General features: G+C 71.0%; 21 protein-coding genes, 1 tRNA gene and 3 pseudogenes. 7 read left to right on the forward strand and 18 right to left on the reverse strand.

The genetic code is table 11. From position 1 onward, the window contains the following. Positions 1 to 46: 46 nt before the first annotated feature. Positions 47 to 769 carry a TetR/AcrR family transcriptional regulator C-terminal domain-containing protein gene (locus QQK29_RS04305; RefSeq protein WP_284298084.1) on the reverse strand — a complete coding sequence of 241 codons (723 nt, stop codon included), beginning with the start codon at positions 767 to 769 and terminating at the stop codon, positions 47 to 49. 83 nt (positions 770 to 852) lie between these two features. On the opposite strand from QQK29_RS04305, the gene QQK29_RS04310 reads away from it, so the two are divergent. Beyond that, on the forward strand, positions 853 to 1320 hold the full coding sequence (locus QQK29_RS04310; RefSeq protein WP_284298085.1) for a nitroreductase family deazaflavin-dependent oxidoreductase: 468 nt from the start codon (positions 853 to 855) through the stop codon (positions 1318 to 1320). 59 nt (positions 1321 to 1379) lie between these two features. Here QQK29_RS04310 and QQK29_RS04315 read toward each other — a convergent pair. After that, positions 1380 to 1464: transfer RNA gene (locus QQK29_RS04315), tRNA-Tyr, on the reverse strand. 132 nt (positions 1465 to 1596) lie between these two features. Here QQK29_RS04315 and QQK29_RS04320 point away from each other — a divergent pair. After that, a complete protein-coding gene (locus QQK29_RS04320) occupies positions 1597 to 2604 on the forward strand; it encodes a LacI family DNA-binding transcriptional regulator (protein ID WP_284298086.1) in 1008 nt (335 codons plus the stop codon). A gap of 156 nt (positions 2605 to 2760) precedes the next feature. On the opposite strand, the gene QQK29_RS04325 is transcribed toward QQK29_RS04320, so the two are convergent. Further along, complete coding sequence (locus QQK29_RS04325; protein WP_284298088.1) at positions 2761 to 3531, reverse strand: lytic murein transglycosylase; 771 nt, start codon at positions 3529 to 3531, stop codon at positions 2761 to 2763. Between the two features lie 22 nt (positions 3532 to 3553). On the opposite strand from QQK29_RS04325, the gene QQK29_RS04330 reads away from it, so the two are divergent. Together QQK29_RS04330 and cls are read left to right on the forward strand one after the other, a co-directional pair. After that, positions 3554 to 4042 (forward strand): YajQ family cyclic di-GMP-binding protein, encoded by a 489-nt coding sequence (locus QQK29_RS04330; RefSeq protein ID WP_284298090.1) that lies wholly within the window; start codon positions 3554 to 3556, stop codon positions 4040 to 4042. Between the two features lie 101 nt (positions 4043 to 4143). Then, complete coding sequence (cls, locus tag QQK29_RS04335; protein ID WP_284298092.1) at positions 4144 to 5613, forward strand: cardiolipin synthase; 1470 nt, start codon at positions 4144 to 4146, stop codon at positions 5611 to 5613. Positions 5614 to 5665: 52 nt separating this feature from the next. On the opposite strand, the gene QQK29_RS04340 is transcribed toward cls, so the two are convergent. From QQK29_RS04340 to QQK29_RS04350, 3 genes are all read right to left on the reverse strand, one after another. Next, positions 5666 to 7024, reverse strand: coding sequence for an FAD-dependent oxidoreductase (locus tag QQK29_RS04340; RefSeq protein WP_284298094.1), 1359 nt, complete (start codon positions 7022 to 7024; stop codon positions 5666 to 5668). Between the two features lie 94 nt (positions 7025 to 7118). Then, positions 7119 to 8180: a polyprenyl synthetase family protein gene (locus QQK29_RS04345; RefSeq protein ID WP_284298096.1), complete on the reverse strand. Its 1062-nt coding sequence runs from the start codon at positions 8178 to 8180 to the stop codon at positions 7119 to 7121. 18 nt (positions 8181 to 8198) lie between these two features. After that, on the reverse strand, positions 8199 to 8927 hold the full coding sequence (locus tag QQK29_RS04350) for a class I SAM-dependent methyltransferase (protein WP_431308654.1): 729 nt from the start codon (positions 8925 to 8927) through the stop codon (positions 8199 to 8201). A gap of 130 nt (positions 8928 to 9057) precedes the next feature. On the opposite strand from QQK29_RS04350, the gene QQK29_RS04355 reads away from it, so the two are divergent. Continuing rightward, complete coding sequence (locus tag QQK29_RS04355; RefSeq protein WP_284298100.1) at positions 9058 to 10308, forward strand: isochorismate synthase; 1251 nt, start codon at positions 9058 to 9060, stop codon at positions 10306 to 10308. A gap of 88 nt (positions 10309 to 10396) precedes the next feature. Here QQK29_RS04355 and QQK29_RS04360 read toward each other — a convergent pair. The 3 genes and pseudogenes from QQK29_RS04360 to QQK29_RS04370 form a co-directional block, all read right to left on the reverse strand. Continuing rightward, positions 10397 to 11226, reverse strand: a pseudogene (locus QQK29_RS04360) (polyphosphate kinase 2 family protein). A 146-nt stretch (positions 11227 to 11372) separates the two neighbouring features. After that, positions 11373 to 13028, reverse strand: a complete 1656-nt coding sequence (gene menD / locus QQK29_RS04365) for a 2-succinyl-5-enolpyruvyl-6-hydroxy-3-cyclohexene-1-carboxylic-acid synthase (RefSeq protein ID WP_284298102.1) — start codon at positions 13026 to 13028, stop codon at positions 11373 to 11375. Next, positions 13025 to 13381, reverse strand: a complete 357-nt coding sequence (locus QQK29_RS04370) for a PLDc N-terminal domain-containing protein (protein WP_284298104.1) — start codon at positions 13379 to 13381, stop codon at positions 13025 to 13027. The genes menD and QQK29_RS04370 overlap by 4 nt, the downstream gene beginning before the upstream one ends. 69 nt (positions 13382 to 13450) lie before the next feature. Here QQK29_RS04370 and QQK29_RS04375 point away from each other — a divergent pair, with 69 nt between their 5' ends. Then, positions 13451 to 13741, forward strand: coding sequence for a DUF4229 domain-containing protein (locus QQK29_RS04375; RefSeq protein WP_284298107.1), 291 nt, complete (start codon positions 13451 to 13453; stop codon positions 13739 to 13741). Positions 13742 to 13839: 98 nt separating this feature from the next. Here QQK29_RS04375 and QQK29_RS04380 read toward each other — a convergent pair. From QQK29_RS04380 to QQK29_RS04395, 5 genes and pseudogenes are all read right to left on the reverse strand, one after another. Next, positions 13840 to 14900, reverse strand: a pseudogene (locus tag QQK29_RS04380) (1,4-dihydroxy-2-naphthoate polyprenyltransferase). Positions 14901 to 15150: 250 nt separating this feature from the next. Then, complete coding sequence (locus tag QQK29_RS17775) at positions 15151 to 15438, reverse strand: AMP-binding enzyme (protein ID WP_348533801.1); 288 nt, start codon at positions 15436 to 15438, stop codon at positions 15151 to 15153. Further along, positions 15435 to 16286: an AMP-binding protein gene (locus QQK29_RS04385; RefSeq protein WP_348533802.1), complete on the reverse strand. Its 852-nt coding sequence runs from the start codon at positions 16284 to 16286 to the stop codon at positions 15435 to 15437. The genes QQK29_RS17775 and QQK29_RS04385 overlap by 4 nt, the downstream gene beginning before the upstream one ends. 1 nt (position 16287) lies before the next feature. Continuing rightward, positions 16288 to 17208 carry a 1,4-dihydroxy-2-naphthoyl-CoA synthase gene (locus QQK29_RS04390; protein WP_284298109.1) on the reverse strand — a complete coding sequence of 307 codons (921 nt, stop codon included), beginning with the start codon at positions 17206 to 17208 and terminating at the stop codon, positions 16288 to 16290. Next, the gene (locus QQK29_RS04395; RefSeq protein ID WP_284298111.1) at positions 17205 to 17594 is read right to left on the reverse strand and encodes a hypothetical protein; all 390 of its coding nucleotides are present in this window, start codon (positions 17592 to 17594) and stop codon (positions 17205 to 17207) included. The genes QQK29_RS04390 and QQK29_RS04395 overlap by 4 nt, the downstream gene beginning before the upstream one ends. 111 nt (positions 17595 to 17705) lie before the next feature. Between QQK29_RS04395 and QQK29_RS04400 the strand changes: the two genes are divergently transcribed. Further along, positions 17706 to 18704 (forward strand): o-succinylbenzoate synthase, encoded by a 999-nt coding sequence (locus tag QQK29_RS04400; protein WP_284298113.1) that lies wholly within the window; start codon positions 17706 to 17708, stop codon positions 18702 to 18704. Positions 18705 to 19018: 314 nt separating this feature from the next. Here the strand turns inward: QQK29_RS04400 and ccsB are convergent, their stop codons facing one another. The 4 genes and pseudogenes from ccsB to QQK29_RS04420 form a co-directional block, all read right to left on the reverse strand. Continuing rightward, positions 19019 to 20005: a c-type cytochrome biogenesis protein CcsB gene (ccsB, locus tag QQK29_RS04405; protein ID WP_284298115.1), complete on the reverse strand. Its 987-nt coding sequence runs from the start codon at positions 20003 to 20005 to the stop codon at positions 19019 to 19021. Beyond that, positions 20002 to 20766, reverse strand: coding sequence for a cytochrome c biogenesis ResB family protein (locus tag QQK29_RS04410; protein ID WP_284298117.1), 765 nt, complete (start codon positions 20764 to 20766; stop codon positions 20002 to 20004). The genes ccsB and QQK29_RS04410 overlap by 4 nt, the downstream gene beginning before the upstream one ends. Positions 20767 to 20878: 112 nt before the next feature. Further along, positions 20879 to 21478, reverse strand: a pseudogene (locus tag QQK29_RS04415) (cytochrome c biogenesis ResB family protein); the annotation flags it as partial. A 169-nt stretch (positions 21479 to 21647) separates the two neighbouring features. Then, a complete protein-coding gene (locus tag QQK29_RS04420) occupies positions 21648 to 22382 on the reverse strand; it encodes a cytochrome c biogenesis CcdA family protein (protein WP_284298119.1) in 735 nt (244 codons plus the stop codon).

Below are 22382 nucleotides of genomic sequence, written 5' to 3' on the forward strand. Positions count from 1 at the left end.
CGGGTCGAAAGTGCCGTCTCGATGACCTGCGCGTCGTGCGGTGCGGCTAGGTCGCGGCGGCGCGGCGCTGCAGGCCGTCGAGGATGAGGTCGAGCGCGAAGAGGAACTCGGCGTCGTCGTCGCACGCACCCAGCACGCCGTCGTGGGCCGCTGCGAGCGCGAGCTCCGCGACGTGCGGCAGCGTCGGGGCCCACGCGCGCACCTGAGCCGCGACGAGCGCCGGGTCCGTCTCGGTGGGCGCGTCGTCGAAGAGGTTGGCGTCGAAGCCGAGCACCCGGCTGCCGAGCACGTGCAGGGCGTGGTGGGCGAGCTCGAGCGAGACGCCGCCCGTGCGCAGGATGCCGAGCACGCGGTCGATGTAGGCGACGGTCGCGGGTCCCGCCTGGTCTCGGGAGTCGAGCACGCGCGCGGACCACGGATGCCGCAGCATGGTCGCCCGGGCGGCGAGGATGAGATCCCGCAGCTGGGCAGGCCACTCTCCCGACGGTTCCGGAAGGTCGATCTGCGCCACGAGGGCATCGCCCATGGCGTCGAGCAGAGCCTCCTTGTCGCGCAGGTGATGGTAGAGCGACATCGGATCGACCTCGAGCGAGGCGGCGAGGCGGCGCATGCTGAGCCCGTCGATCCCGTCGCGGTCGGCGAGGGCGATGGCCTCCGCGACGATGCGCTCACGACTGAGGCGCTCGGGACGCGCGGCGCTGCGGTCAGGGCGGCGCGCCGTGGCCGGCGGCGCGGCAGGCGCAGCGGCGGGATCGGGGCGTCGAGGCATCGTCCGCAGTCTAGTGCTTGACGGGTCTACACCGTAGAGGTACTGTTTCCTACCGTGTAGACCTACATTGTAGAGGAACGACCATGGACACCACCTCATCCACCCCATCGCCGCCGCCGCGCGCACTCATCCGCGCGATCTGGCGTGGCCACCGCCTGCTCGTGCGACTGAGCGGCGCGCGCCTCGGACTGCCCGCCCCGCGCCGCGGCAAGCGGATGGGCATGATGCGCGTACACGCGATCGGTCGCAACTCGGGAGAACCCCGCCCGGTCGTGCTCGGCTACTTCGACGACGGCGACGCGCTCGTCACCCTCGCCATGAACGGCTGGGCGGCGGCGGATCCGTCGTGGCTGAAGAACCTGCGCGCCCACCCCGAGGTGCGCGTCGACCTCGGCCGCACGCGCCGCACGGTGCGCGCCCGCATCGCCGCGGGCGAGGAACACGAGCGCCTTTGGGCACGCTTCGCCGACTACCCGGGCTGGGGCGACCTCGACGCCTTCGCGATCCGCCGACCGAAAGGGACGGCGGTCGTCGTGCTGGACCCCGCATGACGCGCCCGCCGCGCAGCTCGCGAACGTGAAAGACCCCGCCGAAGCGGGGTCTTTCACGTTGGTGGCGAGTGAGGGATTCGAACCCCCGAAGGCTACGCCGGCTGATTTACAGTCAGATCCCTTTGGCCGCTTGGGTAACTCGCCAGATGCGCTCACGGCCCGTGTGATCACCAACCGCTCGCGCCCATCAAGGATACAAGGTCGCAGCAGCTCACGAGACCACGCGTGAGGCCGCCGATAGGATGCCAGCAATCATCACCCAGCACAGGAGGACGCGTGCCCGGCATCCACGAGGTCGCCCGGGTCGCGGGCGTCTCCGCCGCGACGGTCTCGCGTGCGCTGTCGGGCCGTGGCTCGGTGTCCCCCACCACCCGCGAGCGCGTCGTCGCGGCCGCCACCGAGCTCGGCTACGTCGTCTCGTCGAGCGCCTCGGGCCTCGCCACCGGGCGCACCCGCAACGTCGGGGTGGTGATCCCCTTCCTCAACCGCTGGTTCTTCGGCGCGGTCGTCGAGGGCGCCGAATCGGCGCTGCTCGAGCGGGGCTACGACCTCACCCTCTACAACCTGGGCGGCAGCGACGAGGAACGACGGCTCGTCTTCCAGCACTTCCTGTTGCGCAAGCGCGTGGATGCCGTGATCGCCGTCTCGCTCGAACTCACGGGCGACGAGGTGCAGCGGCTCATCGACCTCGACAAGCCCATCGTCGGCGTCGGCGGCCCCCTACCGGGCGTGCGCACGCTGAGCCTCGACGACACCGAGCTCGGGCGCCTCGCCACCGAGCATCTGCTGGCCCTCGGCCACACCGACATCGCGCACATCGGCGGCGAAGCCCTCGAGATGGACTTCCACCTGCCCACCAACCGCCGCCACGGCTACGAGCAGGCGATGCACGCCGCCGGCCTCGAGACCCTCGACCGTCATTTCCACGCGGCCGACTTCACCATGGAGGGCGGCTACCGGGCCGCCAAGCAGCTGCTCGGCAACCCGAGCGGGCGTCCCACGGCGATCTTCGCCGCATCCGACGAGATGGCGATCGGCGCGATCCTCGCCGCCAAAGACCTCGGCATGCACGTTCCCGGTGACGTGTCGATCATCGGCATCGACGACCACGAGTTGGCCGAGTTCTTCGGGCTCACGACGATCGCGCAGTTCCCCGACATGCAGGGACGCATGGCGGTCGAGGTGCTCATGGACGAGCTGCACCCCGGCGAGCGCAGCGAGGAGACCCTCAACATCGACCTGCCGTACGAACTCGTCGTGCGCTCGTCCACGGCCCGGCGCTAGCCCACCTCCGCTGTTGTGCAGGAATTCTGCTGTTGTGCAGGAATTCTCGCCAGCATCGGCGGCTGAAAGCCCCGACTTCTCCTATTTCTCGGCGAGGACGCGCGCGCGAGCTGCGAAGGATCCTGCACAACAGCAGAACTCCTGCACAACAGCACGTCAGCGAGCCACGGCCGCCGCCTCGGCATAACGGATGGCGTACTGCGCGACCGTGCCGAGGTACACCTCGGGCGAGTTGTAGGAGCGGATGCCGGCGCGCCATCCGTCCTCCGTCTCGTAGGCGGTGCTCGCCCGGCACAGGTAGTTCGCGGTCGCGAGCACGGAGTCGTCGATGTTCTGCGGGTCCTCGACTCCGTCTCCCCCACCGTCGACGTGCCAGTTGCGCCACGCTTCGGGGATGAACTGCATCGGCCCGACCGCGCGATCCGCCTCCGCGTCGCCGTCGATCGCGCCGCCATCGCTGTCGGGCACGAGCGCGACGCCGTCGCCGTCGAGCGCCACCCCGAAGATGCCGGGCACCGCCGTGCCGCCCTCATCGAGGCGCGCACCGCCGTGCCGCCCGTGGTCGGACTCGGTCGCCCCGACCCCGGCGATCGTCGCCCAGCTCAGCCCGCACTCGGGCATCGTCTCGGCCTTCACAAGCGCAGCCCCTGCGTAGGCGGCGAGCGCGCGGCGCGGGATGCCGGTCGCGTCGGCCACCTCGTCCAACCAGTCCGGGTCGGCCAGGCCCGCAACGCCCGGCCCGGTCGGCGTCGCGGCGGCAGGCGGCGGGGTGGCGGGCGGGGCCCAGCTGGGAAGCGGGGTGCGCTCGGCACCCGGCGTGGCATCGCGGCCGCGTGGGGCGAGGAACACCACGACGGCCACCGTCAGCAGGGCGAGCGCCACCACGACCGCGGCCACCGGCACGAAGGTCTTGAGGGCGGGGCGCACGCCTAAGACCTAGCATGGCTGCATGGCAGATTCCTCTTTCGACATCGTGAGCAAGGTCGACACGATGGAGACCCAGAACGCCCTCAGCCAGGCCCAGAAGGAGATCGCGCAGCGCTACGACTTCAAGAACGTGGGCGCCTCGATCGAGTTCTCGGGCGAGAAGATCCTCATGAAGGCGAACGCCGAAGAGCGGGTGAAGGCCGTGCTCGACGTGTTCGAGCAGAAGCTCATCAAGCGCGGCATCTCGCTGCGCTCGCTCGACGCCGGCGAGCCCTTCGCATCCGGCAAGGAGTACCGCATCGAGGCCCGCATGAAGGAGGGCATCTCGAGCGAGGACGCCAAGAAGATCTCCAAGATCATCCGCGACGAGGGCCCCAAGTCGGTCAAGTCGCAGATCCAGGGCGATGAGCTGCGCGTGCAGTCCAAGAGCCGCGACGACCTGCAGGCCGTCATCGCGCTGCTGAAGGGCAAAGACCTGGATGTCGCCCTGCAGTTCGTGAACATGCGCTGAGCGCCGATCCGCCGCGGTTTCGGCGTTCCGCGCGCCGCGAAACCGCGGCACCTCGCCGAAACCGCGGCACAACCGCGCCCCGACGCTGACAGACTGAGTACGTGGAGGGTGGATTCGCCGCGTGGCTCTCACTCGCGACCGTCGTCGCGCTCATCCTCATCGACCTCGCCGTGCGCATCACGGCCCTCATCGTGGTGCCGCGCAACCGCAGACCGCAGACCGCCATGGCGTGGCTGCTCGCGATCTTCTTCATCCCCTACGTCGGCATCCTGTTCTTCCTGCTGTTCGGCAGCGCGCGGCTGCCGCGCAATCGCCGACGCAAGCAGCGCGAGATCAACGAGTACATCCTCGAGACCACCGAGGGCATCGAGCTCGTGCAGAAGGATCCCGCTTGGCCTCCGTGGCTCGAGCCGCTCGTCGAGCTCAACCGCACCCTCGGCGCCATGCCCCTCGTCGGCGGCAACAGTGCGCAGATGTGGGCCGACAATCAGCAGGCCTTCGACGCCATGACCGAGGCGGTGAAGGCGGCCAAGCGCGTCGTGCACGTCGAGTTCTACATCCTGTCGCTGGATGACACCACGCGCCCGTTCTTCCAGGCCCTCGCGGATGCGCGTGCCCGCGGCGTGAAGGTACGCGTGCTGCTCGACCACCTCGGCAACCTGCAGTACCCCGGGTTCCGCCGCACGAAACGCTTCCTCACGCGGGCCGGCATCGAGTGGCACCTCATGCTCCCGTTGCAGCCGCTCAAGGGACGCTTCCAGCGCCCCGACCTGCGCAATCACCGCAAGCTGCTCGTGATCGACGGCGAGGTGGCATTCACCGGCTCGCTCAACGTGATCGAGACGCCGTACCAGAAGAAGAAGAACCACAAGCGCGGCCTGCACTGGAAGGACTACTGGGTGCGCTTCGAGGGCCCCGTGGTGGCCGGCATCGACGCGATCTTCGTGACCGACTGGTACTCCGAGACCGACGAGCTGCTCGTGCGCGAGGCCGCCCCCGTGCGCCTCTCGGGCGACGGGCATCTCGACTGCCAGGTCGTGCCGAGCGGCCCCGGCTTCTCGGGCGAGAACAACCTGCGGCTGTTCAACTCGCTCGTCTACAACGCCCAACGTCGCATCGTGCTCGTGAGCCCGTACTTCGTGCCGGATGACTCCATGCTCTACGCGGTCACCACCGCCGCGCAGTCGGGGCTGCACGTCGAGCTCTTCGTCTCCGAGATCGGCGACCAGTTCATGGTGTACCACGCCCAGCGCAGCTACTACGAGGCGCTGCTCAAGGCCGGCGTGAAGATCTACCTCTACCCGGCACCGACCATCCTGCACGCCAAGCACATGACCTTCGACGACGAGGTCGCCATCATCGGCTCCTCCAACATGGACATGCGCTCGTTCACGCTCGACCTCGAGATCTCGGTGATGATCCACGGCGAGCCGTTCCTCTCGCAGCTGCGCCAGGTGGAGGACGCCTACCGCGCGGTGAGCCGCGAGCTCACCCTTGAGGAGTGGCGCGAGCGGCCGTTCCGCCTGCAGACGGTCGACAACCTCATGCGCTTGACGGCCGGGCTGCAATAGGGTCGGCGATTTCGAGACGCGTCGCCTGCGGCGGCGCTCCTCAATCACCTCGTCAGTCGGCGGACTCCCCGCGCGAGATCTCGACCATCTCCTCGCGCGGCACGACCTTGATACGCGCGCGCCCGTGCGGCTCGCCGAGAGCGACCTCGTGCGTGTCGAGCCGGTGCCAGCCCTCGAGATCCGTGTACGCGATGCCGCGTTCCTCGAGCAAGGTCACGATGGATGCCTCGGCGGGGTCGGCGGGATCCCACCAGTTCGCCTGATCGGTCACGAGGTGCGAGATGGTCTCCATGGCATCCGACTTGGTGTGGCCGATGAGACCCACCGGGCCGCGCTTGATCCACCCGGTGGCGTAGACGCCGGGCACGACCTCGTTGTGGTGGTCGAGCACCTGACCCTCGTGGTTGGGGATCACGCCGCGCTCCTCGTCGAACGGGATGCCGTCGAGGGGTGACCCGAAGTAGCCGATCGCCCGGTACACCGCCTGCACCGGCACCTCGCGGATCTCGCCGGTGCCGCGCACGCCGCCCGAGCCATCCGGTTCGGTGCGCTCGTAGCGGTAGGCGGTGATGCCGTGCTCGTCGCCGACGATCTCGACGGGCTTCGCGTAGAAGTGCAAGTGCAGCCGGCGCGAGGCCTGACCGACTTCACGCTGGCGCCACTGGGTGAACACCTTGTCGATCACGAAGACCTGCTTGTTCGACTCGATCGCCCGGCGCGAGGCCTCGTCGTAGTGGAAGTCCTCCTCGTCGAGGATCATGTCGACGTCGCGCAGCTCGCCGAGCTCCCGCAGCTCGAGCGGCGTGAACTTCACCTGCATCGGCCCTCGCCGACCGAACACGTGCACATCCGTCACGGGCGAGGCGACGAGGCCGTCGTAGACGTTGTCGGGGATGTCGGTCGAGAGCAGGTCCTCGGGGTGCTTCGCGAGGATGCGCGCCACGTCGAGCGCGACGTTGCCGTTGCCGATCACGGCCACCGACTGCGCCTCGAGCGGCCAGGTGCGCGGGAAGTCGGGGTGGCCGTCGTACCAGCTCACGAAATCGGCGGCACCGAAGCTGCCGGGCAGATCGACGCCCGGGATGTCGAGGCCGGCATCGCGCACGGCGCCGGTCGAGAAGATCACCGCGTGGTAGTGCTTCTTGAGGTCGGCGAGGGTGATGTCGCGCCCGTAGAGCACGTTGCCGAAGATGCGGATGTCGCCCCGGTCGACGATGTCGCGCAGCGCCCCGATGACGCCCTTGATGCGCGGGTGGTCGGGCGCGACGCCGTAGCGCACGAGACCGTACGGGGCCGGAAGCTGCTCGAACAGGTCGATCGAGACGTCGAAGCTGCGCTCGTACTTGAGCAGGATGTCGGCCGCGTAAATGCCGGCGGGACCGGCTCCCACGATCGCGAGACGGAGCTTCATGCGGGGGTTTCCTTCCTGTGCGCCGAAGCGCGGGATGCGGGATGCGGAGCGGAGCGCTCATCCGAGGGCGCCGCGGGCAGGCGCCCGGGCGCGCTCAACCGGAACGCTCGACGATCGCCTGGGCGAAGCGGGTGAGCGACTTCTTGACGGGTCCCTCGGGCAGCGGTGCGAGGGCCGCGACCGCATCGTCGGCCCAGCGTCGCGCCTCGGCGAGCGTAGCGGCCGTCACCGGGTGCGCGTGCAACTCCGCCACCGCGCCGGTGAACGCGGCGGGGTCGGCATCGGGGGCGAGCCCCTGTTCGAGGCGCGCCAGCAGCGCAGCGGATGCGGCATCCGTCTCGGCGTCGCGGCGCAGGTAGAGCAGAGGCAGGGTGGGCACGCCCGCACGCAGATCGGTGCCGGCCTCCTTGCCGGTGTGCTCGATGGCTCCCGAGAGGTCGATGACGTCGTCGACGAGCTGGAACGCCACCCCCACGCGCTCGCCGAACAGCTCGACGGGCTCGCGGTACTCATCCGGGGCGTTGGAGAAGATCACCCCGATGACGGCCGCACAGGCGATGAGCGATCCGGTCTTGTCGGCGAGCACCTGCAGGTAGTGCTCGATCGGGTCGTCGCTCGGGCGCGGCCCGATGGTCTCGTGCAGTTGGCCGAGGCACAGCCGCTCGAAGACGTCGGCCTGGATCGTGAGGGCGCGCTCGCCGAGCCCCGCGATGAGCTGCGACGCGCGCGCGAACAGCAGGTCGCCCGTGAGGATCGCCACGGAGTTGCCCCACACGGTCTGGGCGCTCGGAACCCCGCGACGCATCTGCGCGTCGTCCATGACGTCGTCGTGGTACAGCGACGCGACGTGGGTGATCTCGACGGCCTGGGCCGCCACGACGACGTCATCGTTCACGCCGTCGCCGAGCTGGGCGGTGAGCAGCGCGAGCACGGGGCGCACCCGCTTACCGCCGGCGTCGAAGAGATAGCGACCCGCGGCATCCGCGATGTCATCGGCGAAGGCGAGCTGCCCCGCGAGACCGGCCTCGACCTTGTCGAGTCCCTTCTCGATGGCGCGTGCGAAGTGCCGTTCCTCGCTCGAGGCGAAGAGGGCGTCGCCGAGGCCGAGCGAGGCGCCGAGCGTGCGGCGCCGGGCGATCGAAGGGGTCGGGGTCACGTTGTGGCCGTTCTGAGGTCAGCTGGTCGGGCGCGGGGTCGAGGGGCGCGGACGGGTGCCGCCGCGGCGACGGGCGGCGGATGCGCGCACGGCCGGATCGACGGGCTTGCGTCCGCGGTGCAGGGCGACGACGCCGCCCGTGAGATTGCGGTAGGCCACGCGGGCGAAGCCGGCGCCGCGGATCCATTGGGCGAGGGTCTGCTGATCCGGCCACTGCTCGATCGACTCGAGCAGGTAGCGGTAGGCGTCGGGGTTGGAGCTCGCGAGCTTGGTGACGAGCGGCATGCCGAGCTTCATCCAGCCGTCGTAGCCGAGCCGCATGAGCGGGTTGCTCGGATGCGAGAACTCGCAGATCACGAGGCGCCCGCCGGGCTTCAGCACCCGGTACATCTCGCCGAGTGCCACGATCGGGTCGGCGATGTTGCGCAGGCCGAAGCTGATCGTGACGGCGTCGAACTCGTCGTCGCCGAACGGCAGGCGTTCCGCGTCTGCCTCCACGAACTCGAGGTGCGGGTGGCGGCGGCGCCCTTCGGCGATCATGCCGGGCGAGAAGTCGACGGCCACCACCGTGGCGCCCGACTTCGCGAGCGCGGCCGAGGAGGTTCCCGTGCCCGCAGCGATGTCGAGGATGCGCTCGCCCGGTTGCGGGTCGATCGCACGCACCGTGGCGATCCGCCAGAGCGGCGCGTTGCCGAGCGAGAGCAGGTCGTTGGTGCGGTCGTAGCCGCGCGCGACGTCGTCGAACATGCCGGACACCTCGTCCGGCCGTTTCTCCATATCCGCCCTGTTCACCACGCGCCATCCTATCCAGCCCACATGCGCCGTGCCCGGGGCCTTCGACCCTCGTGTGCGCGCGCGATGAGCCTAGGGTGGAGGGGTGACCGTTGCCCCAGGCGAGGTGCCCGTGCTCGCCGCCCGCACACGGGTCGTGGATCCGCTGACCTCGCTGCTCCCGATCCTCGATGCGCGTGCTCCGCTGCTGTTCATGCGACGCGGTGAGGGGGTCGCCGGGCTCGGCGAGGCGGTGCGTCTCACCTTCCGCGGAGCAGACCGCATCGCCCAGGCGGCGGAGACCTGGCGGCGCATCACGGCATCCGCGACGATCGACGACCCGGTGCGCAAATCGGGCACCGGCCTGCTCGCCTTTGGGGCCTTCACCTTCGACGAGCGCTCGGCGTTCGAGAGCGTGCTCATCGTGCCGCGCACGATCGTCGGCCGCCGTGACGGGGTGAGCTGGGTGACCGAGGTGCGCGTGGCCGGCGACGAGACCGAACCGCCCGCGGCGGTCGCGCACGAACTGGGCGCCGAGTTCCGGTTGAGCCTGCTGCCGGGCGAGGTGGGGCCCGCGCGGTTCCGCGAACTCGTGGCTGATGCCGTGAGCCGCATCCGCGCGGGAGAGTTGCGCAAGGTGGTGCTCGCGCGCGACCTCGTGGGTCACCTGCCTGAGGGCGGCGACCTGCGGCGCGTGCTCGCCGAACTCGCGCTCGGCTACCCCGACACCTGGACCTTCGCGATCGACGGCCACCTCGGCTCGAGCCCCGAGACCCTCGCGCGCGTGAGCCACGGCAAGGTGACGGCGCGCGTGCTCGCCGGCTCGATCGCGCGTGGCGCCGACGCGGAGTCCGACCACGCGGCGGCCCTGCGCCTCGCGACCTCGACGAAGGACCTCGACGAGCACAGCTACGCCGTGCAGAGCGTGCTCGACGCCCTCGCTCCGCATGCCCGCTCCGGCATCTCGGCGAGCGAGATCCCGTTCGCGCTCAAGCTTCCCAACCTGTGGCATCTCGCGACCAACATCGAGGGAGTGCTCTCGGATGTGTCCTCGGCGCTCGACCTTGCCGCCGCCCTGCATCCCACGGCGGCGGTCGCCGGCACCCCGACCGCGAAGGCACTCGAGGTGATCCACGAACTCGAGCCCCTCGACCGCGGCCGCTACGGCGGGCCCGTCGGCTGGGTGGATGCGGCGGGCGACGGCAAGTGGGCTGTCTCGCTGCGCTCGGCGGAGGTGTCACCGGAGGGCGACATCCGCGCCTATGCCGGGGGCGGCATCCTCGCGGCGTCCGACCCCGATGTCGAGCTCGCCGAGACGAAGCTCAAGTTCCGGCCGATCGTGGAGGCCTTCGGCTGACGCCCCACCCGGGGTCCGCGAAAGTACGTGCTTTTGCGCCTCAAACGGCCTCCGGAGGCTTAAGAGTGCGTACTCTCGCGGAGAGCGGTCAGACGGTGGCCGCCAGCAGGCGCTGCTGCTCCTCCACATCGAAGTCGGCGGGTGGCCAGCTCTGCCCAAGGGAACGCAGCGCATCGGTGAGCAGCTCGGCGACCGCGAGCCGCGCGTACCACTTGTGGTTCGCGGGGATCACGTACCAGGGCGCGGCATCGGTCGAGGTGCGCTCGATCGCCAGCTGGTAGGCCTGCTGGTACTCGGGCCACAGCGCGCGCTCGGCGATGTCGCCGGGGTTGAACTTCCAGTACTTGTCAGGCCGCTCGAGGCGCTCGGCGAGGCGCTCGCGCTGCTCGTCGGGCGAGATGTGCAGCATGCACTTCACGATGACGGTTCCGGATGCCGCGATCCGCTGCTCGAAGTCGACGATCGCCCCATAGCGGCGCTCGATCTCGGCGGCATCGGCGAGCTGGCGCACCCGCCCGATGAGCACGTCCTCGTAGTGCGAGCGGTCGAAGACCCCGATGCGTCCGGACTCCGGCAGCTCGCGCTCGACCCGCCACAGGAAATCGTGCGCGAGCTCCTCCTCGGTCGGGGCCTTGAAGGAGTGGATGTGCACGCCCTGCGGGTCGACCGACCCCACGACGTGCCGAAGGATGCCGCCCTTGCCGGCAGTGTCCATCGCCTGCAGCACGAGCAGCACGCTTCGCGGGTCGTGCTGGGTGTTGGCGAACAGCAGCTCCTGCAGCCGGTCGAGCTCGGGCTCCCCGCCGCGAGCGCCTTCTCGCCTGCCTTCTTGTCGCCCGCGAAACCGGGAGTCGCATCCGGATCCACCTCGGCGAGACGGAAACCGGCCCCCGCCCGCAACAGTTCGGCGCAACTCATGCCGCCACGCTAGCGCTGCCCATGTCTCATGCGGGAGACGGGGCTTCGAGACGCATCGCGCTGCGCGCGACGCTCCTCAGCCACCTGAACCGCTCAGCGGGCGAGGGCGGCCTGCGCCCCTCATCGGGCGAGGCGGCCTGCGCTCCTCAGCGCGCGAGGGCGACCTCCACGAGGGTGCGGCCGGCGGTCGGGGTGAGCGCACCGTCGAGCTGCCCGCGCTCGGTGACGAGGCGGTGCTCCCAGCCGTAGGCGGATGCGAGGGCCGCGAGGTCGACATGTTGCGGGGTCAGCAGCACCCGGTCGGCGAGCGCGAGGTCGGCCGAGCGCGCCACCTCGAGCCCGTCGAAGATCGTGCCCCCGTGATCGTTGCCGACGATGAGCTGCAGGCGCGGCCAGGCTTCACCGTCGCCGCCGAGCAGCGAGCCGACGTCATGCAGCAGCGCGAGGTCGCCGAGCAGCACGCGCGTGACCCCGGGTCGCGTCTCGTCGCGCTGGGCGGCGAGGGCGATGCCGGTCGCGGTGGCGATCGTGCCGTCGATACCGGCGAGGCCGCGGTTGGCGTGCACGGGGATGCGCTTGCCGGGAGCCACCCGATCGAGTTCGCGGATGAGGCGCGAGGCCCCCAGCACGAGCCGGTCGTGCGGCCAGCTCGCCGCCCACACGGCCTCGACGAGCTCGCGGCGCGTGACGGGTGCCCGCATCCGCTGCAGCTGTTCGCGCGCGAATCTCGCCCGCTCGGTGTAATCGAGGCCGATCGAGGCGACCGAACCCTCGTCGATCTCGAGCAGCGAGCGTGATGCGTGGGCCCAGCGGCGCGGCCACGACGGGTCGGGCTCGCGCGAGGTGTCGACGACGACCCGGTCGACGAAACGCGTGACGCGACGGCCGGGGTTGTAGTCGTCGAGGCCCGGGGTGCGCACCACGATCGTCTCGACCCCGCGGCGCTCGATGATGGCCGGCACCTCCCGGCTGAGGGTGGGGTGCCCGAAGACGACCACGCGCTCGACGCGGTCGCCGAAACCCGCGGCTCCCAGCAGCTCGCGGTACGCGGCCGCCAGGTTGGGACCGAACCGGGCGCCGCTCGCGACCTCGGCGAGCAACGGGGCGCCGAGCTCGCGCGCGACCTGCTCCGCCACCTCGCCCGCGCCCGAGCCGGCGACGACGATCGTGCCGGGGGCCGGAGACAGCTCCGCGGTCTCGCCGAGCGCGACGGGAGGCGGTGTCCACGTCCCCGGCTCGACATCCGGCAGCCGCACGGCCGAGGAGAGCGGCTCGCGGAAGGCGAGGTTGACGTGACGCGGACCCCGGATGCCGTCGAGCACCTCGGCCGCGAGAGCGTCGGCCGCCTGCTCCTCGCCCGGGTCGCCCGCGGGGGCCGGAACATCCCACGAGTGCGGCGCGACGCCGCGGAAGATGCCCGCCTGGCGCGTGGTCTGATTGGCGCCGACGCCGCGCAACTCCTCGGGACGGTCGGCGCTCACGACGAGCAGCGGAACCCCCGAGTGCGCGGCCTCGAGCACGGCGGGGTGCAGGTTGCCGACGGCGGTGCCCGAGGTGGTCACGATCACGGCGGGCACGCCCGACTCGATCGCGAGCCCGAGGGCGAGGAAGCCCGCCGAACGCTCGTCGATGCGCACGTGCAGGTTCAGCAGGCCCGCCTGCTCGAAGCGGGCCGCCGCGAGGGCGAGCGCCTGCGAGCGCGATCCGGGGCACACCACGACATCCGTGACACCCCGGCGCACGAGCCCCGCGAGCAGAGCTGTGGCGTAGACGCTCGCGGGAGCGTCGGGGCCCCGGCTCACTGCGGGTTCTTCGGGGCGTCGTCGTCGCCGAGCTCCGACAGGCGCTTCTCGAGGTCGCGGATGCGCTGCTCCTGCTCCTTCTCGCGCGCGAGGCGACGCAGGAACTCGGGGTCGTCATCCGGCGCCGAGGGCGCCGTGCGGTACCGGCCGTGCTCGCGCGGCTCGAGCCGCTCGCGACCGAGGGCGAACCACAGGATCGGGCCGATGATCACGATGCTGATGGCGATGATCACCCAGAGGCCCTTCGGCAGGGCGCGCACGCGCGAGGGATCGATCCGCACGATGTCGACGACGGCCGCGACGAGCAACACCAGAGCGATGATGATCGGGAGGTAGCGCAGCAGGGCGGCCATACCTTGATTCTAGGCTCTCCGCCCGGCCTTGGCCCGGTCGCCCCGGGACGATCGACCTAGGATGGGCAGGTGCCCGCCTGGATCCCGTACACCCTGCTGCGCCTCGCCCTCTTCGGCGGAACCTTCGCGCTCGTGTACGTGCTGCTGGCGCCCTACGCGCTGCCGGCCATGATGGCCCCGTTGCTCGCCGCGCTGGCAGCGGTGATCGTGAGCCTCACCGTCTCGTACATCTTCTTCCCGACGCTGCGCAATCGCGTGGCCGCCGAGTTCGCCGCGAGTCGTGAGCGCAGCCGCCAGAAGGCCGGAGTGCCGAGCTCCGACGAGCGCGGTCCCGACGAGCGCGCCGAAGACCTCGACTGACCCGAGAGTTCGGCCAAACGCTGTAGCGTTCGGCGTCGCGCGGCCGTGATGACGGGTGCGGCGGGTGAAGCGCTACAGCGTTTGGCGCCCCGCGCGGGTCAGACGACCGCCGGGATGCCGATCGCGAGCGAGAAGGCGAGCGCCGCGCCGAGGCCCACGCCGTAGGCGAGGGCCGTCAGGAGCGTGAGCTTGAGCGCCGTGACGTACTCACGCGCGGTGCGCGCCGTCATGACGATGAGGATCGCCGGAACCGTCGCGAACAGCACGAAGAACACATACGGCGCGAGCTCGTAGAACAGCACGAAGAACACCAGGATGCCGAAGGGCACGAGCACGAAGACCGTGTAGAGGATGCGCGACGGCAGCTGCCCGATCCGCACCGCGAGGGTGCGCTTTCCGGCTGCGGCATCCTGCTCCCGGTCGCGGAGGTTGTTGACGTGCAGCACGGCCATCGCGAGGAAGCCGGCCGCCGCACCCCGAGCCACGCCTCGATGTTGACGGTGCCGAGCTGCACGAAGGTCGTGCCCGCGACCGCGACGACTCCGAAGAACACGAACACGACGAGCTCGCCGAGCCCCGCGTACCCGTAGGGGCGCGTGCCGCCCGTGTAGAACCAGGCGGCGACGATCGCCACGGCGCCCACCGCGAGCAGCCACCACTGCTGGGTGACGATCACGAGCGTGAGGCCCGCCACGGCCGCGAGACCGAAGAACACGAGCGCAGCCACGAGCACGTGCCGCGGCTTGGCGCGACCCGAGCCGACGAGACGCGAGGGGCCGACCCGGTGCGCGTCGGTTCCGCGGATGCCGTCGGAGTAGTCGTTGGCGTAGTTGACGCCGATCTGCAGCAGGGCGGCAACCGCGAGGCAGAGCACCGCGCGCGCCCAGTGCTCGTACCAGACGTCGAGGCCGAGGGATGCGGCGCCCGTTCCGAGTGCGACCGGCGCGATGGCCAGGGCGAGGGTCAGCGGACGTGCCGCACCGATCCAGGTGCCGAGGGTTGCGGGCGTCGCCTCGGCCGGCGGGCGGCCCCCGGGCCGACCGCTCTTGCCGCGGGTCTTCTTGCCGCTCGGCTTGCCCTTGGCGGGCGCCTTCTTCGACGGAGCGTTGCCTCGGGCACGCTCAAGGGCCTGGGGATCGAATCGCTGCTGCTTCGCCACGGGGGAAGCCTACTGTCGCGGCGTTGGTCGAGGTGGCGGGCCGTCGGGGCCGCCGCGGTGGCGTCCTGTCGAGGTGGCTGAGGAGCGGCGCCGCAGGCGACGCGTCTCGAAGCCTCCGTCGAAAGGGGACGCTGGTTTCGAGACGCGCGCCGCTGCGCGGTGCGCTCCTCAACCCGCTGAGTCTTCGGCGCCGCTGCGCGGTGCGCTCCTCAACCCGCTGAGTCTTCGGCGCCGCTGCGCGGTGCGCTCCTCAACCCGCTGAGTGCGTGCGGGCGAGGGTCGCGGCCGCGCGACGGTCGGGCTTGCCGCTCGGCAGCAGCGGTAGCGCCGCCACGCGCACGACCCCGTCCGGTTTCGCGACCGAGCCGAGCCGCGCCTCGACCGCCACGAGCACGGCCGGGTCATCGACAGCCGCCCCCGCCGCGACCACCACCGGACGCTCGCCCCACCGGGGATGCGCGACGGCGACGACCACGGCATCCGCGCATCCCGGCTGGGCGCGCACCACCTCCTCGATGTGCGCGAGCGAGATCTTCACGCCCCCGAGATGATGACGTCGTCGCGACGGCCCAGCACGCGCAGCGTCTCGCCGTCGAACTCGCCGGCATCGGCGGTGCGGAACCAGCGGATGCCGCCGTCGTTCGTGAAGCGCTCCTCGGTGAGCTGCGGGTCGTCGAGGTAGCCGTCGGCGACCGTCGGGCCGCCGAGCTGCACCTCGCCGTCGACGATGCGCACGCGCGCCCCGCCGATCGGTCGGCCGTCGTAGACGCACCCGCCGCTCGTCTCACTCGAGCCGTAGCTGCGCACGACGCGGATGCCGCCCTCGCGCGCCCGCTCGAGCAGCGGCTCCGGCGTCGCCTGGCCGCCCACGAGTACCGCCTGGAAGTCGCGCAGCACGGCGCGCGCGTCGGCATCGTCGAGCAGCGTCGCGAGTTGCGCCGGCACGAGGGCCGTCGCGTGCGCGGTGTCGTCGGACAACGCCGTCGCGGCCGCGACGAACCCCGCCGCCGTGAAGTGGTCCCCCGCCACCACCTCGGGCGAGGTCTGCGCGCACAGCGACCGCGCGAGCACGTTGAGGCCCGCGATGTAGTGCACGGGCAGAGCGAGCACCCACTGGGCAGGTCCGCCGAGCGCCGATTCGCTCGCGGCAGCGGATGCCAGCACGGCGTCGGCCGACAGCACGACGCGCTTCGGGCGGCCGGTCGTGCCGCTCGTCTCCACGACGAGCCCCACGTGCTGGGCGACCGCGGCGGGCAGGGGCGCGGCATCCGCTCCCGAAGCGCCCGAGGCGACGAAGAGCGCGGGACCGCCCGCGAGCGCCGAGCGGAGCGCCTCGAGCACCGCGACGGGGCCCTCGGTTGCGGCGACCGTGACGAGCGGTCTCATCTCAGAAATGCCAGGGGTAGGGGCCCCAGTCGGGGTCGCGCTTCTCGAGGAACGCGTCGCGGCCCTCGGCCGCCTCATCCGTGCCGTAGGCGAGGCGGGTGGCCTCGCCCGCGAATACCTGCTGGCCGACCATCCCGTCGTCGACGGCGTTCATGGCGAACTTGAGCATGCGGATCGCCGTGGGACTCTTGCCGAGGATCGTCTCCGCCCACTCGAGCCCCGTGCGCTCGAGCTCGGCATGCGGCACGACGGCGTTCACGGCGCCCATCTCGTAGGCGCGTTCGGCGTCGTACTCGCGGGCCAGGAAGAACACCTCACGCGCGAACTTCTGACCCACCTGCCGCGCGAAGTAGGCGCTGCCATAGCCCGCGTCGAACGAGCCGACATCCGCATCCGTCTGCTTGAACCGCGCGTGCTCGCGGCTCGCGATCGTGAGGTCGCACACGACGTGCAGCGAGTGGCCGCCGCCCGCAGCCCAGCCGGGCACGAGCGCGATGACGACCTTCGGCATGAAGCGGATGAGGCGCTGCACCTCGAGGATGTGCAGGCGCCCTGCAGCCACAGCTGGTTGAGGAGCCCGCGCAGCGGGCGTCTCGAAACCAGCATCGCGGTACTCGTACCCGCTGCGCCCGCGGATGCGCTGGTCGCCGCCCGAGCTGAACGCCCAGCCGCCGTCCTTCGGACTCGGGCCGTTTCCGGTGAGCAGCACGACGCCGACGCGCGGATTCTGGCGCGCGTCGTCGAGGGCGCGCGCGAGCTCGTCGACCGTCTGCGGGCGGAAGGCGTTGCGCACCTCCGGCCGGTTGAACGCGACGCGCGCGATGCGTCCGGTGACATCGAGGTGGTAGGTGACATCGCCGAGGGTCTCGAAGCCGGGCACCTCGCGCCAGACCTCGGCGTCGAACAGCTCCGAGACGGTCACAGCGCTCCGATCCAGGTGAGGAGATACAGCAGCACGACGGGGTTCAGCAGCACGCCGACCGCGATCGCCGCGATGCCCCATCCGCGTCCCCAGTTTGCGACAACCGCGACGATTCCCGCGAGCACCGCGAAGACGCTCAGCCCGATCGCAGAGTACGACAGCCCTACGCCGAGCTCGAGCAGCCCCGCGAGGGAGCAGGCGAGTGCGACGGCCCAGGTGATCACCATGAGGATCGCGAGACCGCCCGCGAGCGCGCCCGGCCAGCGGGGGCGGCGCGCGAGCACGTCGTCGGGTTCGAGCTCGGGCACGATCAGCTCGGCGGCATCCGATCGCACGTCGAAGATCTCGAGGCCAGGTCGCTCGGGGCCCATCGAGGGGTCGCTCACGCCTCCACCCTAGGGCGTGAGCCCCTCCGCGAGCGCTACCCGAATCCGCGAGCGCTGCCCGCCGACGGACCGCGCTCGCGGATTTGGGTAACGCTCGGCGAGGATGAGGGGGTGACACCGGATGTCGAAGAGCTGCTCGCGGACGCGCACGTCGTGCGGCTGCCGCTCGTGACGCGCTTCCGTGGCGTCATCGAGCGCGAGGCGCTCCTGCTGCGCGGCCCGAGCGGGTGGGGCGAGTTCTCGCCGTTCCTGGAGTACGACGACGCCGAGGCGTCCGCGTGGCTCGCGGCCGCGATCGACGCGGCCTGGGGTGCGCCCACGCCCGTGCTGCGCGACGCGGTGCCGGTGAACGCGACGCTGCCCACGGTGCCGGTCGATCGCATCCGCGAGGTGCTCGAGCGTTTCGGCGAGGTGCGCACCGTCAAGGTGAAGGTCGCGGATGCGCGCGAGGGCCTCGCAGACGACGTCGCCCGCGTGCGCGAGGTGCGGCGCATCCTGGGCGCCGAGGGCCGCATCCGGGTCGACGCGAACGCCGCATGGAGCGTCGATCAAGCCGAGCGAGCGGCACACGCGCTCGCGCCGTTCGACCTCGAGTACCTCGAACAACCGTGCACGACCGTGGCTGAGCTCGCCGAACTGCGGGAGCGGCTGCGGGACTGGCAGCTGCCGATCGCCGCGGATGAGAGTGTGCGCAAAGCCTCCGACCCGCTCGCCGTCGCGCGGGCGGGCGCCGCCGACCTCCTCGTCGTGAAGGTGCAACCGCTCGGCGGGGTGGCCCGGGCGTTGCGGATCGTCGCCGAGGCGGGGCTGCCGGCCGTGGTCTCGAGCGCGATCGACACCTCAGTGGGGCTCGCGATGGGCGCGCGCCTCGCGGCGGCACTTCCCGAGCTCGCCTACGACTGCGGACTCGGCACGGCGGCCCTGCTGGCGGCCGACGTCACAGCCGAGCCGCTGCGGCCACGGGGCGGAGTGATCGCGGTGCGGGCCGTGGAGCCGGATGCGACACTGCTGCGGCAGCACGCGGCGCCGCCCGAGCGGGTCGCCTGGTGGCACGAGCGCGTGCGCCGCTGTGCGGCGCTGCTCGCGGCTTCCACCCTGACCGCGGGTTGAGTAGCCGCGCGCTGGGCGCCCCTCCCGCGGGTTGAGTAGCCGCGCGCGCTGGGCGCGCGGCGTATCGAAACCTCCCGCACGCGATACTGCGCGAGGGCGGGCTTGCTGAGTCGACCCGCACCCGCGTCGCGCGTCGGCGTCAACAGGGTTTCGATACGCCCGCGCCTGCGGCGACGGGCTACTCAACCAGCGGGGTATGGAGCGCGCGACGAACCTCAACCAGCGGAAGGGAGCGCCCGCGGCTGGCCCCACGCAGCGGGAAAAGGAACGCCGCGACGAACCTCAACCAGCGGGAAACGAAGCGCGGAGCGGGCTCAGAGCCCCGAGTACGCGTGCAGGCCCTTGAAGAAGAGGTTGACGACGGTGAAGTTGAACAGCACCGCGACGAAGCCCACGATCGCGAGCCAGGCCGAGGGCGCACCGCGCCATCCGCGGGTCGCCCGGGCGTGGATGTAGCCGGCGAAGACGACCCAGATGATGAACGTCCAGACTTCCTTGGTGTCCCAGCCCCAGTAGCGGCCCCACGCGTGCTCGGCCCAGATGGCGCCCGCGATGAGGGTGAAGGTCCAGAAGGCGAAGCCGATGACGTTGACGCGGTAGGCGAGGTTCTCGAGCGCTTCGGAGTTCGGGAAGGCGCGCAGGAAGCGCGGCTTGTCGGTGGCACCGAGCTCGCGACGCGCCTGCAGCAGCTGCGCGATCGAGAGACCTGCGCCCAGGGCGAAGAAGCCCGTTCCGAGGATCGCCACGAAGACGTGGATCACGAGCCAGGCCGACTGCAGGGCGGGCGGCAGCGGGATGACGTCGACGTAGACGTTCATGGCCGCGAGCATGAGCAGCAACGTCGCGAGCCCCGTGATGTAGGCACCGAGGTAGCGCACGTTGCGGAACAGGCCGACCACGAGGAACACCCCGACGATGATCGCGGTGCCCGTCACGGCGAACTCGAACATGTTCGCCCAGGGGGCCCGGGCGGCCGCGATGCCGCGCAGCACGAGCCCGAGCACGTGCACCGCGAAGCCGAGCACGGTGAGCGCGAACGCGATGCGCGCGCTCTTGCCAGGCTTCGCATCCGCAGCCTCGGATGCCGTGGGCGGCGCGGGCGGGGCCAGCACCGTGGTGCCACCCCGGCTCGCGGCGGTGGACGACGCGGATGCCGACGCAGCGGACAGCGCGCGTCCCGCGACCGTCTCGCTCGAGCGGCGACCGAGGTCGACGACGTACCCGATGAACGCGAGCACGTAGATCGCCGACGCCGAGTACACGGCGAGCAACGAGTAGGCGGCGAGGGTGTCGGTGGTCACGGGTTCATCCTACGTTCGAGCCTCGCCGCGTGGCGGCGGGCGATGTCGGCCACCGCATCCGCGAGACCGGGGTCTTCGCCGCGCGCGAGGCCGGCGTATTCGAGGTGCACCGCGTCGCCGTCGGCGACCGCCTTGATCCACATGCGGCGGCGCGGAACGAAGAGGCTCACGAGCAGGCCGCCGAGGATCAGCAGCGAGAACACGAGCACCCAGCCCTCGGTCGGGTCGTGATGGAACTCGACGCCCACGAAGCGCTTGAGCGCGGTGAACTCGATCGTGCCGAGGCCGTCGGGCAGTTCGGCGGTCTGGCCCTGCTTCAGCTCGAGCGCCGCGGCGTCGGCCTTCGGGCCCGCGACCTGCGTGAGGCCGTCGGTGTCGAGCGAGTACGCGTTGACGCTCACGCCCTCGTCGAGCCCCAGGTCGCCCGTGTAGACGGTGAGCGTGAGCAGGCTCGAGGGCCCGATGTAGGGCGACTGCGACTGGAAGATGCCGTCGCTCTGCTCGACGGGGTCGGGGTAGAAGAACCCGAGCATGCCCACCTGCTCGGCGAGGCCGTCGGGCACCTTGATGACGCCGAGGCTGCGCAGGTTGTTGTCTTGCGGGATGAAGGCGACGGGACCCGAGAACGCGACCTCGCCATCCGCGTCGCGCACGGTGACGACGGGGGCGAAGCCGTTGCTGAGGAGGTACATCTTGGTGCCGCCGATGTCGAGCGGCCAGTTCACCTTGAGGTCGGCATCCGTCCAGTCGCCGCCCGGCACCCGCGTCGACAGGTGCGCGGTGAAGTCGAGGGTGGAAGTTACCGGATGCCGGGTCGAGCTCGTAGGCGCCCTCGAACTCGTCGAGGCGCACCGAGAAGGGCTCGAGCGCGCTCTCCGTGAAGAAACGACCGGAGGTGAAGGAGTCGTAGGCGACGAGCGAGTTGGTGAACGCGGAGTCCTGCACGATCACCCGCTGACCGTTGTACCCGAAACCGCTGCCGATGCCGACCGTCACGAGCACACCGACGAGCGCCGTGTGGAAGACGAGGTTCCCGGTCTCGCGCAGGTACCCGCGCTCGGCCGAGATCGAGTCGCTGTAGCGTTCGACGCGATACCCGGCCCCGCGCAGCACGGCGCGGGCCTCCTCGACGGCCGTCTCGACATCCGCGGTCACGGTCTGCTCGGTGAAGCCGACGAGGCGCGCGAGGCGCGCGGGGGTCTTCGGCGGACGCGCGCGCAGGGCGTCGAGGTGGTGCTTGGTGCGCGGCAGGATGCAGCCCACGAGCGAGATGAACAGCAGCAGGTAGATGGCCGAGAACCACGGCGAGCTGAACGTCGAGAACACGCCGAGCTTGTCGAGCAGTTCGAAGGTGTCGGGGTTGTCGCGCTGGTACTGGAGCACGCCGTTCGGGTCGGAGCTGCGCTGCGGCACGAGCGACCCCGGCACGGCGGCGAGCGCGAGCAGCAGCAGCAGCACGAGAGCCGTGCGCATGCTCGTGAGCTGGCGCCAGAAGAAGCGCAGATAGCCGACCACGCCGAGCCTCGGCTGCGTGACGCCTGCCTCGGGCGGCGCGGCGTCGATGTGGTCGTCGGGCCGGTGCGGGTCGGTCGACCGATCTGCCTTCGACGCGGCCTTCGACGTCGCGGTCTTCTTCGTGCGCTCAGAGCGGGGTGCTGAAGCCACCGATCACCGCCCCCAGTTCCGACATGATGATGCTCCACAGTCCGGTGACCATGAGCACGCCGATGATGATGAGCAGCACGCCGCCCGCGATGTTGATGCCCCGGATGTGACGTCGCACCCAGCCGAGACTCGTTCCGACCCAGCCGAAGCCGAGGGCGACGAGCACGAAGGGCACGCCGAGCCCCGCGCAGTAGGCCAGGCCGAGCAGCACAGCCCGCCACGGGTCGCCGCCGTACCCGGCGAGGAACCCGACTGCGGTGAGCGTGGGGCTGATGCACGGGGTCCAGCCGAGGGCGAAGAGGATGCCGAGCAGCGGTGCGCCGATGAGTCCGGTGCGCGGCTGCCAGGTGGGCTTCACCTGGCGTTGCAGCACGGTCACCTGACCGATGAACACGAGGCCGAGCACGATGATCACGCCGCCGCCGATGCGCATGATGAGGTCGCCGTACTGCAGGAGGAAGCGGCCCGCGGTGCCGGCCAGCACGAAGACCGCGAGGAAGACGAGCGAGAAGCCCGCCACGAACAGCAGCGCGCCGAGCGTCATCCGCGAGCGGGTGCGCTTCGCTCCGCGCGCGACCCCCGAGACGTAGCCGAGGTAGCCGGGCACGAGGGGGAGCACGCACGGGGAGAGGAACGACATGAGTCCCGCGGCGAGCGCGATCGGCACGGCGAGCCACAGCCCGCCGGAGACGACGATCTCGCCCGGGTTCAC

It is taken from the genome of Homoserinibacter gongjuensis, assembly GCF_030161875.1.
GTDB classification, from domain to species: Bacteria; Actinomycetota; Actinomycetes; order Actinomycetales; family Microbacteriaceae; genus Homoserinibacter; species Homoserinibacter gongjuensis.

Bases quoted from the DNA above. Each gene is read 5' to 3' on its own strand.
- QQK29_RS04305 (WP_284298084.1), bottom strand. From the start codon at position 769: ATGCCTCGACGCCCCGATCCCGCCGCTGCGCCTGCCGCGCCGCCGGCC.
- QQK29_RS04310 (WP_284298085.1), top strand. From the start codon at position 853: ATGGACACCACCTCATCCACCCCATCGCCGCCGCCGCGCGCACTCATC.
- QQK29_RS04330 (WP_284298090.1), top strand. From the start codon at position 3,554: ATGGCAGATTCCTCTTTCGACATCGTGAGCAAGGTCGACACGATGGAG.
- QQK29_RS04340 (WP_284298094.1), bottom strand. From the start codon at position 7,024: ATGAAGCTCCGTCTCGCGATCGTGGGAGCCGGTCCCGCCGGCATTTAC.
- QQK29_RS04350 (WP_431308654.1), bottom strand. From the start codon at position 8,927: ATGTTCGACGACGTCGCGCGCGGCTACGACCGCACCAACGACCTGCTC.
- QQK29_RS04370 (WP_284298104.1), bottom strand. From the start codon at position 13,381: ATGGCCGCCCTGCTGCGCTACCTCCCGATCATCATCGCTCTGGTGTTG.
- QQK29_RS04385 (WP_348533802.1), bottom strand. From the start codon at position 16,286: ATGAGACCGCTCGTCACGGTCGCCGCAACCGAGGGCCCCGTCGCGGTG.